General features: G+C 37.4%; 8 protein-coding genes and 1 pseudogene. 8 read left to right on the forward strand and 1 reads right to left on the reverse strand.

The window, feature by feature from the left end:
• The first annotated feature begins 69 nt into the window (after window positions 1-69).
• From serC to AC5YGI_RS08255, 7 genes are all read left to right on the forward strand, one after another.
• Complete coding sequence (gene serC / locus AC5YGI_RS08225; protein WP_330746152.1) at window positions 70-1,134, forward strand: 3-phosphoserine/phosphohydroxythreonine transaminase; 1,065 nt, start codon at window positions 70-72, stop codon at window positions 1,132-1,134.
• 123 nt (window positions 1,135-1,257) lie between these two features.
• On the forward strand, window positions 1,258-2,223 hold the full coding sequence (locus tag AC5YGI_RS08230; RefSeq protein ID WP_496167980.1) for a D-2-hydroxyacid dehydrogenase: 966 nt from the start codon (window positions 1,258-1,260) through the stop codon (window positions 2,221-2,223).
• A gap of 2 nt (window positions 2,224-2,225) precedes the next feature.
• Complete coding sequence (locus AC5YGI_RS08235) at window positions 2,226-3,470, forward strand: DUF1015 domain-containing protein (RefSeq protein WP_137903953.1); 1,245 nt, start codon at window positions 2,226-2,228, stop codon at window positions 3,468-3,470.
• A 54-nt stretch (window positions 3,471-3,524) separates the two neighbouring features.
• Window positions 3,525-4,928: a M28 family peptidase gene (locus tag AC5YGI_RS08240; protein WP_454510030.1), complete on the forward strand. Its 1,404-nt coding sequence runs from the start codon at window positions 3,525-3,527 to the stop codon at window positions 4,926-4,928.
• A gap of 2 nt (window positions 4,929-4,930) precedes the next feature.
• Window positions 4,931-6,289: a M20/M25/M40 family metallo-hydrolase gene (locus AC5YGI_RS08245; RefSeq protein WP_496167981.1), complete on the forward strand. Its 1,359-nt coding sequence runs from the start codon at window positions 4,931-4,933 to the stop codon at window positions 6,287-6,289.
• 3 nt (window positions 6,290-6,292) lie between these two features.
• Window positions 6,293-7,651, forward strand: a complete 1,359-nt coding sequence (locus AC5YGI_RS08250) for a M20/M25/M40 family metallo-hydrolase (RefSeq protein ID WP_496167982.1) — start codon at window positions 6,293-6,295, stop codon at window positions 7,649-7,651.
• A gap of 1,429 nt (window positions 7,652-9,080) precedes the next feature.
• A complete protein-coding gene (locus tag AC5YGI_RS08255) occupies window positions 9,081-9,311 on the forward strand; it encodes a hypothetical protein (protein ID WP_446106066.1) in 231 nt (76 codons plus the stop codon).
• Window positions 9,312-9,482: 171 nt separating this feature from the next.
• Here the strand turns inward: AC5YGI_RS08255 and AC5YGI_RS08260 are convergent, their stop codons facing one another.
• The gene (locus tag AC5YGI_RS08260) at window positions 9,483-9,704 is read right to left on the reverse strand and encodes a hypothetical protein (protein ID WP_496167983.1); all 222 of its coding nucleotides are present in this window, start codon (window positions 9,702-9,704) and stop codon (window positions 9,483-9,485) included.
• Between the two features lie 409 nt (window positions 9,705-10,113).
• Between AC5YGI_RS08260 and AC5YGI_RS08265 the strand changes: the two are divergent.
• A pseudogene (locus AC5YGI_RS08265) lies at window positions 10,114-10,697 on the forward strand (hypothetical protein); the annotation flags it as partial.

The following is a 10,697-nucleotide window of genomic DNA, read 5'->3' on the forward strand; positions in this document are numbered from 1 at the left end:
CCCAAAATCCAATAAATCAAAATAAAGCTGAAGGATATTGAAATCCCAAAGCACCCAAAAAATAAAAATATGAACAAAAAGCACAACTTCAGCGCAGGACCATGTATTTTACCACAGGAAGTATTTGAAAAATCAGCACAGGCTATCCTTGACTTTAACGGCATCGGATTGTCTCTTCTTGAAATTTCTCACAGAAGCAAGGATTTCGTTGCGGTAATGGACGAAGCGCGTGCCATTGTAAAAAGATTGATGAATCTTGGTGATGATTATGAGGTACTTTATTTAGGAGGCGGAGCCAGCCTGCAGTTTGCAATGGTTCCTTACAACCTGATGAAAGTAGGTGGAAAAGCAGCTTACCTGGATACAGGAACATGGGCAGCAGGAGCCATCAAAGAAGCTAAAAAAGTGGGAACGGTAGATGTAGTAGGTTCTTCAAAAGAAGACAATTATTCTTTTATTCCTAAAGACTATACTGTTGGTTCAGAATACGATTATTTTCACTGTACTTCCAACAACACCATCTACGGAACTCAAATGAAATCCTTCCCTGAAGTGGATACACTGATGGTATGTGATATGAGTTCTGATATTTTCTCAAGACAACTGGATTTTTCAAAATTTGACCTGATCTATGCCGGTGCTCAGAAAAATATGGGACCTGCAGGAGTTACTTTAGTGGTTATCAAAAAAGAAATTCTTGGTAAAACAGGAAGAGAAAATATGTTTTCTATTCTGGATTATTCCCAGCACATTGCTAAAGAATCCATGTACAATACCCCACCGGTATTTCCTGTATATGCTTCTTTACTTACCCTTCAGTATCTTGAAAGAAACGGAGGAATTGCTGCTGCAGAACAAAGAAATGAAGCTAAAGCTAAGCTTTTATATGATGAAATCGACAGCAACCCGCTATTTGAAACGTTCTGCGTAAAAGAAGACCGTTCGTTAATGAATGTTTCTTTCAAAATTACAGACGAAAGCAAGAAAGAAGAATTTGACAATGCATGGAAAGCAGCAGGAATCAGCGGCTTAAACGGACACAGAAGTCTTGGCGGTTACAGAGCAAGTTTGTACAATGCCCTGCCAATTGAAAGCGTACAGGTTTTGGTAGATGTAATGAAGTCTGTCAAGTAAATTAAATAGTAAAAAATTCAAAGATTGAAAGAATTAAAGGCAGTTCATTAAAATTTATTAATTTGCGCCCCAGTTTTAAAATGTTGAAATGGTAATTCTTTCAATCTTTAAATCAAATAATTCATGAAAGTTTTAGCAAACGACGGAATTTCAAAAGCAGGAGAAAACACTTTAAAAGAAGCCGGAATTGATATTCTGGACAATAGAGTGGCTCAGGATCACGTTATTAATTTTATCAACGATAATAATGTGGATGTTCTTCTGGTAAGAAGTGCAACGAAAGTGAGACAGGATCTGATTGATGCTTGCCCCGGCCTTAAAATCATTGGAAGAGGCGGTATCGGAATGGATAATATTGATGTGGAATATGCCAGAAGTAAAGGTGTTAAAGTAATCAACACTCCCACAGCATCCTCAAAATCAGTGGCAGAACTGGTTTTTGGCCACTTTATTTCACTGGCAAGATTCCTTCACGAATCCAACAGGCTGATGCCTCTGGAAGGAGAAACTCATTTCAACGCCATGAAAAAGTCATTCAGTAATGCGTATGAACTTTCAGGAAAAACATTAGGAGTAATCGGCTTTGGAAGTATTGGCCAGGAAGTTGTAAAAATAGGAATCGCTTTAGGAATGAAAGTAACTGTTCTGACCAGAAGCCCGAAAACAGAAGTTCTTACGCTGAACTTCTTCAACGGACAGTCTGTGAACTTTGAAATCACTTCCACCAATAATATGGATGCATTCCTTAAAGATGCAGACTTCATCAGTATCAATACGCCGAAAACGAATGAGTATATTATAGACACCCCTCAGTTTGAAAAAATGAAAGATGGAGTCTATATTGTGAATACTGCAAGAGGTGGTGTCATCAATGAAGTGGCACTTATCGATTTTATCGAGTCGGGAAAAGTAGCCGGAGCAGCACTGGACGTTTTTGAAAACGAACCCAATCCGGAACTGCCTTTACTGATGAATCCCGCATTATCACTTTCCCCTCATGTAGGAGGCAATACAGTGGATGCGCAGGAAAAAATCGGTGTCGAACTTGCAGAACAAATTATTAAGCTACAAAAAGAAACTATAAGATAAATATGCCTGTTTTTAAACCTTTCCGTGGAATAAGACCTCATAGAGACTTTGAGAGTACTTTCCCTACCCATCCACTGGATAATTTCACCCAGGAAGAGATTGCGGAGAAAGCTCAAGTTGAAAATACTTACATCAATATGATTAAACCCTATGTTGTAAGTAAATCTAAAGATATTGACCGGAACCTGCGAAAGATCCGTTCTACCTTTGAAGAACTTCTGGAAGAAAAGAAATTGGTCCAGGACAATTCGTCTTACTATCTTTATGAGCAGATCTATCCCAACAAACAGATGTTCAGAGGACTTCTGGGATTGGCAAGTATTGAAGATTTCTGGAATGGAAAAATCAAGAGACATGAAAGTACCATCCCGCAGAAAAAGGAGAAACTGGCTCACTACCTTGAAAAAGTAAATCTGCAGGCAGAACCTGTACTTCTTACCTACCCTGCCAATTCAAAAATTGAATTGCTGATGAACCATGAAGAAAAAAATGTTCCTATCTTCAACCATGTGGATTCTATGGGTATCAGACATAAAATCTGGAGAATAGACAATCGTCTGAAGCTTCAGCAGTTTAAAGAAGTGATTGATCAGATAGATTCGTTCTACATTGCCGATGGGCACCACAGAATTGGTTCCACAGCAATGAATGCCAAATACCATAAGGAGAAAAATAAAAAACATAACGGTACAGAGCTTTACAACTTTGTATATAGTTTCATTGTTTCCAACCAGTCAATAAAGATTCACGACTACAACAGAATCTTACACGATCTGAATGGTATTTCTCCGGAAGATTTCCTGAAGGAACTTGAAAAATATTTCCTGATCCATGAAAAAGGGGAAACATCGTACTACCCTTCTCAGAAATTCCATATCTCAATGTATATGGATGGGAAATTCTATTCCCTTCACGTAAAACACGATCTCCGTTCCAAAGAAATGTCTCTGGATAACCTGGATCACCACCTTTTGGACAAATATATTTTCAAAAACATCCTGAAAATTGAAGATCCGGACAGTTCTGAACTTATTTCTTATGTAAAAGGAACCTCCAACATCAACGGAATCAATCTTTTAAAAGAAAAAGTAGACAATGGTGAAGGCAAAGTCGGCTTTGGAATTTATCCTGTAAGTTTTAATGATATGATTAAAATTTCAGATTTAAAATTAAGCATGCCTCCAAAATGTACATTTATTGAGCCAAAATTAATTACAGCCTTGTTAATGTACGACATGAAACCTTAATAAATTACTATTTTTTTCCTACTTTTATCAATGGAAAAGATAAGTAAATAATAAATGAAAAAAATATTCATTATACTTCCACTCTTTTTGAGTGGATTTTTATTTTCTCAAAAAAAACCACAAAAAGGACCGGCAAAAAAAGGTACTGTTGCCAGATTTAATTATCACGATGAGTTCAGAAAAATTTCAGATGAAATTATGACCAACGGCACTGCTTATGATAATCTCGGGGAACTTACCAAAAGAATCGGTCCCCGCTTCAGCGCCACTCCCGGTTATACAAAAGCTGTAGAATGGGCTGAAAAAAAGTTCAAGGAAATTGGTATTAATATGATCTGGAGACAGGAAGCTAAAGCACCGGTCTGGATCAGAGGAAAAGAATCTTTACAGATCAAAGCCGGAAATGGAGATTGGAAAAACATCAGAATGCTTTCTTTCGGAAACTCTGAAGGAACAGGAGGTAAAGATCTGACAGGTGAAGTTGTTTTAATCAATTCCACATCAGAACTTAATGCCATGTCGCTGGGACAGCTAAAAGACAAAATAGTTTTTGTAAATGTTCCTATGGACCCGAGAGTTATCAATACAAGCGATTCTTATTTACAGGCAGCAAAATCAAAATTAATTTCCGCTTCGGTAATTGCCAAAACAGGTGCAAAAGCCTTAATTATAAGGTCACTGACCACCGCTACTGATGACACTCCTCATGCCAAAATGATTTACTACGAGCCAGATGATAAAATTAAAATTCCGGCTTTATCAATTGGAGTAAGGTCTGCAGATGAGCTGGAAAAAACATTGAAAAAACAGAAAGTGACTGCGAAAATCAACATGACCGCAGAATCAAAAGGTGATACTACGAATCCTAATATCATTGCTGAAATTGGAGGCAAAAAAGATTCAAAAGTAATTGTTTTAGGCGCTCAGCTTGATTCGTGGGATATTGGCGAAGGTGCCGTGGACGACGGAACAGGTGTTGTACAGTGTATCGAAGTGCTAAGAACGCTGAAAGCACTTGGATATGAAAACAATCATACGATCCGCGTTGTTTTGTATGCCAACAGTGAAAACGGAGGACAAGGCCGTGAGATGTATGCTGCTTATGTGAAAAAGAAAGACGAAAAACACATATTTGCCTTAGGAACCGATGCCGGAGGTTATTCTCCCCGTGGGTTTTCATTAGATATGTCCCCGCAGAGAAGAAGACTGGTTTATCCCTGGAAAGAATATTTTCTGCCATATGGCGTTTATGATTTTGACCAGACAGAAGCCATTCAGGATATTTCTCCTTTGAAAAAACTGGATATTCCTTTGGCAGAGCTTGTGGTAGACACCCAAAGATATTTTGATTATCACCACTCCGAGCAGGATACTTTTGATAAAGTAAATAAAAGAGAGCTTCTTCTTGGAGCTGTCGCCATAACACAGATGATTTTTATGGTTGATAAAAACTGGTAACAATGAAAAAGATAACAGGAACTTTATTACTTCTTTTTGGAATGGCCACATTTGGTCAGTCTACAGAAGATTCTGTCCAGTTCAGAAAAATCTCTACAGAAATTCTGAACAACGGAAAAGGATACAATGAACTGAGAGAACTTACCAAAACTATAGGAAACCGTCTCAGCGGGTCAGAAGCGTATGAAAAATCAGTTCAGTGGGCAGCACAGAAACTTCGTGATGCCGGAGCTGACAAAGTATGGCTACAGGAAGTGATGATTCCTGTTTGGGTAAGAGGAAAAGAATCTCTGCACATCCGGACTTCCAACGGAAAATGGAAAAGTGTAAAAATGCTTTCCCTTGGAAATTCTGAAGGAACCGGAGGAAAAGATGTTTCCGGAGAAATCATCATGGTAAAATCACTGGAAGAATATGACAGACTTCCTGCTGAAAAAGTGAAAGATAAAATTGTGTTTTTCAACTATCCTTTTAGTCAGGAAAATGTACAGACATTCATTTCTTATCGTGATGCAAACCCCTACAGAAGAACTGCAGCCTCATTAACGGCTAAAAAAGGAGGAAAATTTGCCATCGTCAGGTCTCTTTCCTCTGCTTTTGATGATATTCCACACACAGGAAACATGCGTTATGACGAAAATATTTCCAAAATACCAGCCATAACAATCGGAAATACATCAGCTGATGAACTTGAGGCATTATTAAAGAATCATCAGGTTACTGCTAAACTTAATTCCAACTGTGGTATGAAAGGAGAAAAGCTTTCCCACTCTGTTATTGGTGAAATTACAGGTAAAAAAGATCAAAGTGTTATTGTTGTGGGCGGACATCTTGATTCCTGGGATGTCGGCGAAGGAGCCCATGATGACGGGGCCGGAATTGTGCAGAGCATTGAGGTATTAAGAACCTTTAAAAAATTAGGGATTCAGAATAATCATACGATCCGCGCCGTTTGTTTTGCCAACGAAGAAAATGGGACAAAAGGCGGAAAACAATATGGTAAGACGGTCAAAGAAAATAACGAGAAACATATTTTCGCCATTGAATCTGATGCCGGAGGTTTTTCACCACGCGGAATTTCCCTCGAAATGGATGAACCTCAAAGAAACCAGATCAAAAGCTGGGTGAATCTGTTTTTGCCTTATGGCGTTTACAACTTTGAAGGAAAATATTCAGGGTCGGATATTGCCCCGCTTCACGAAATGGGAGTTCCTACAGCTGAACTCGTTCCTGATCCGCAACGCTATTTCGATATCCACCATACCGAAGAAGACACTTTTGAAAAAATCAACCGCAGAGAATTATTATTGGGTTCTACGGTGATGACACAACTTATTTATATGATTGACAAAAATTGGTAAACAATGAAAAGGATACTAGGAACTTCATTATTACTTTTTGGAATGGCTGCATTTGGCCAGTCTACAGAAGATTCTGTACAGTTCAGAAAAATCTCTGCAGAAATCCTGAACAACGGAAAAGGATATACAGAGCTTAGAGAGCTTACAAAAAACATAGGCCACCGCTTAAGTGGATCCGAAGCCTATGAAAAATCTGTAAAATGGGCAGAACAGAAACTTCGTGATGCCGGAGCTGATAAAGTATGGCTTCAGGAAGTCATGATTCCTGTTTGGGAAAGAGGAAAAGAATCTCTGAACATCCAGACTTCCAACGGAAAATGGAAAAGCCTTAAAATGCTTTCCCTTGGGAATTCTGAAGGAACAGGAGGAAAAGATGTTTCGGGAGAAATCATCATGGTAAAATCGATGGAAGAATATGACAGACTTCCTGCTGAAAAAGTGAAAGATAAAATCGTGTTCTTCAACTACCCTTTCAGCCAGTCATTTGTAGAGACTTTCAAAGCCTATGGTGATGCCGCCAAATACAGAACGACTGCCGCTTCTTTAACCGCTAAAAAGGGAGGAAAATTCGCCATCGTAAGATCACTGTCTTCCGCTTTTGATGATGTGCCTCATACCGGAGCAATGCGCTATGAAGACAAAGTTTCCAAAATCCCTGCGGTAGCCATCGGAAGCACAACTGCAGATGAACTGGAAGGTTTACTGAAAAGCCAGAAAGTTAATGCAAAACTTAACTCCAACTGCGGAATGAAAGGAGAAAAGCTCTCCCACTCTGTTATTGGTGAAATTACAGGTAAAAAAGACCAGAGTGTTATTGTTGTCGGTGGACACCTTGATTCCTGGGATGTAGGTGAAGGAGCCCATGATGACGGAGCCGGAATTGTACAAAGCATTGAGGTTTTAAGAACCTTTAAAAAGTTGGGTATTCAGAATAACCATACCATCAGGGTTGTCTGTTTCGCCAATGAAGAAAACGGAGTAAAAGGAGGAATCCAGTACGGTAAAACGGTAAAAGAGAAAAACGAAAAACATCTTTTTGCTATTGAAACAGATGCCGGAGGCTTTGCCCCAAGAGGTATTGCTCTGGATATGGATGATGCAAAAAGAAATCAGATTAAAAGCTGGTCGAATCTTTTTCTTCCCTACGGAGTTTATAATTTTGAAGAGCGGTTTTCAGGAACAGACCTTTATCCGCTTCATGACATGGGAATTCCCGCTGCTGAGCTGATGCCGGATTCGCAGCGATATTTCGATATTCACCACACGGAAGAAGATACTTTTGAAAAGGTGAACCGAAGGGAGCTTTTATTGGGAGCCACCGCTTTGACTCAGATTATTTATATGATTGATAAAAACTGGTAAAATATGAAACCGTCTTTCTAAAGGCGGTTTTTTATTTTAATAGTAATGCATAATAAATTTCACAGTATTCCATTAGTAAAATTTGTGAAAAACATTGGTGGTATTTATGATTCTTACAATTAAACACGTGACACGAATGATTTCACAAATAACACAAATTCAAAAGGAATGGGGCTTAACCTAAACTTAAGATTTTTATAACCACTGATTTCACAGATTGACACGGATGATTGCGTGTAATTTATTTGTGTTATTTGTGAAGGAATATTTGTGTTACTTGTGGTTCTTACAATTAAACACAAATGACACTAATGATTTCACCAATAACATGAATTCACTAACATCAATAGGAATGGCAGTAATCCAGAAAGTAGACGAAGGAAGCTTGTTTTATATTTTATGGATACCTTTAAAACGGCTTTAGCTGGAAATTATAAGTATCCCACTGATTCCACAGATTGACACGGATGATTGCGTATATATATTTGTGTTATTTGTGAAGGAATATTGGTGTTACTTGTGGTTTTAAAATTAAACACAAATGTCACGAATGTTTTCACGAATAACACAAATTTAATAATATCAATAGAAATGGGCTTTAGCCCGTTTATTTTAAATGAATCTCTTCCAATGGCTTTAGCCGAAACTTATATGTATCCCACAGATTCCACAGATTGACACAGATGATTGCCTATATTTATTGGTGTTATTTGTGAAATCATTGGTGTTATTAGTGTTGTAAACCTTAACTCAAAAAAATCCTCATGATATCATCATCTTACGATCAGTAATTACCCATTCAATGATCTTTAAAATCTTTCTGATTTATTTTTAAAATATTCTGGAATGGTATCAATTTACAGAATTATAATTTCTCCGAAATATTTTCTGCGTAATAAATTATTCCCTGCCAAAAACAGAAAATTTTTCTATGCTTAAGGAAATAACAGAAGAAAAAATGCTTCACTACTCATCTCATCAATCCCGTGAAACAAAGTGTTAATCGCACAAACCGAATTTTGGCATGATATTGGCATGTAAATTCTTGAGAAAAAATTAAAAAAACACTAAGGATGAGAAAAAAGGTTTTCTGTGGATTTTCAGTTTTTCCACTGATTCAAGTTCATATCTAGTATATGAATCCTTTTTTTTCTACGATGCCGTAAAAGATACGGGTCCGTGATTAATTAACCCCCGTTAGTTTTTCACAGCAGTTTTGCACCCGTATCTGACTGGTATCACAATAACCAGGAATCATTGATTGATTCAAAAAAAACAAAAAATATCCCGGACTTTCAGCCCGGTGTTATGATATAAATAAATGGCAAAGTCATCGTGAACCTTAGCCCAGTAAAGGAATATATTCTTTTTACCGTGATGAGTGCGCCTTTATGCTATAAATTAATGTATAACCCTTAAAATGTTAGTAATGATGAGAGCCTTTTTTGAAATGATTTTTAAGAGAAATGAAGATGCTGCAAAATTGAATATATGGAGCCTGTTGATGGTGTTAAGTTTTGCTGCATTTTCAGTGTTGGTATACGCCTTAAAACCTAGCTTTAACAGCTTAATTATATACCTGACGGCATTTGCCGCTTATATCGGGTTTGGCCTTGTATTCATCAGTTCCCTGGCTGGAACGCGCATGAAGAAAAGATAACAGAACATATAACTTTTCAATTTATTTTACTGAGAAAACCGCCCTGTTTGGGGGCGGTTTTTGTTTACGTGCCTATTCTATTATTTTAATTTTATTCAGCAATTCCAACAAAAAAAGCCACCCCTTCCGAAGCAGCTTCCGATAACAAAGTTATCTTAACATCGTAAAAACTTATTCTTTAAACAGATCCTTCATCATTTCTTCAAGAATCTTCTTTGTTGCTTCTTCAATCATTTTCCCTGACTTTTCAACAAGCTCTTCTCTGAATGGTTCACAGCAGGCTTTTATTCCGAAACCTTCATCTGTTTTTACAAATTCCGGATGCCTACCGTGTTCATTGCACACTTCAGATTCTATTTCCTTCTTTATATAGTCGTAATTCAGGTCAAACATTTTTTTTATTTTGTTCTTTTAAGTACATGATAAAGATAGAAGTAATAAAGTCATACCGAAATCCGTATTTCTACGGTATTTTTAGGAAGCAAAAAAACGTCTTTTTCAGGGTGGCATTATTTTAATATCTGGAATGAAATGAAATTTTAATTTTAATCCATACAACATGAAAATCACTTTCAATTTTCGAAAAAACAACACCTCTGATTCATGCATTAAAATGCATTTCAACATTATACAATAGATTAAAAAACAGCAACTTAAAAACACACCCCCTTCTTAAGCAGCACATAAATGAATGCTGTACATTTGATGTATGCACTTTTTCGAAAAAAACAAAAAATTTAAGCAATTTTGCCGACTAAAAAAAGAACACCCATGCCGGGTAAATAACAAACTTAAAACACAAATGATGATTTCTAAAAAATTATTAGTCGGTTTACTATTTGTGAACCTGTCACTCTATGCTCAGAAAGGTAATGTAGGTATCAATACACCCAACCCAGGAACAACACTGGATATTAACGGAGCTATTACTACCCGTGAAACAACCTTACCCGTGAGTGCTAATACAGCTACCATCCCAAGCAATGTGAGCCAGGTACAACTTACAGGATCAGCTACTGCAACAATAACTATTACAGCACCGGCAGCACCTAATCCGGGTCAGCGTCTGATTGTATATAATAATACAACAGGCGGATTTGATGCTGTATTAAATGGAACGACTGTTAGTAATAATAAAATAAAAGAATTTGTTTTCACTAATTCATCATGGAGAGCTACAGCAGGTAGCGAAAACACAACTTCTCCTTCTAATATTTATACAACAGATGGTAGTCTTACAGGAAACAGAACTGTAACACAGGGCTCAAATACTCTAGCATTCACAGGTAACAGGGTCAATGCTTTTTCTGTAGATGGAAATACTGTTTCTGTAGACGCAGCCAATCATCTTCTTGGTGTAGGAACAACCAATCCTGACACCAAACT

The sequence above is a fragment of the Chryseobacterium sp. CS3K3.1 genome (assembly GCF_059515165.1).

Excerpts from the sequence above, each read along its gene's own strand:
- AC5YGI_RS08240 (WP_454510030.1), top strand. The coding sequence starts at position 3,525 with ATGAAAAAAATATTCATTATACTTCCACTCTTTTTGAGTGGATTTTTA.
- serC (WP_330746152.1), top strand. The coding sequence starts at position 70 with ATGAACAAAAAGCACAACTTCAGCGCAGGACCATGTATTTTACCACAG.
- AC5YGI_RS08260 (WP_496167983.1), bottom strand. The coding sequence starts at position 9,704 with ATGTTTGACCTGAATTACGACTATATAAAGAAGGAAATAGAATCTGAA.
- AC5YGI_RS08245 (WP_496167981.1), top strand. The coding sequence starts at position 4,931 with ATGAAAAAGATAACAGGAACTTTATTACTTCTTTTTGGAATGGCCACA.
- AC5YGI_RS08235 (WP_137903953.1), top strand. The coding sequence starts at position 2,226 with ATGCCTGTTTTTAAACCTTTCCGTGGAATAAGACCTCATAGAGACTTT.
- AC5YGI_RS08255 (WP_446106066.1), top strand. The coding sequence starts at position 9,081 with ATGATGAGAGCCTTTTTTGAAATGATTTTTAAGAGAAATGAAGATGCT.
- AC5YGI_RS08230 (WP_496167980.1), top strand. The coding sequence starts at position 1,258 with ATGAAAGTTTTAGCAAACGACGGAATTTCAAAAGCAGGAGAAAACACT.
- AC5YGI_RS08250 (WP_496167982.1), top strand. The coding sequence starts at position 6,293 with ATGAAAAGGATACTAGGAACTTCATTATTACTTTTTGGAATGGCTGCA.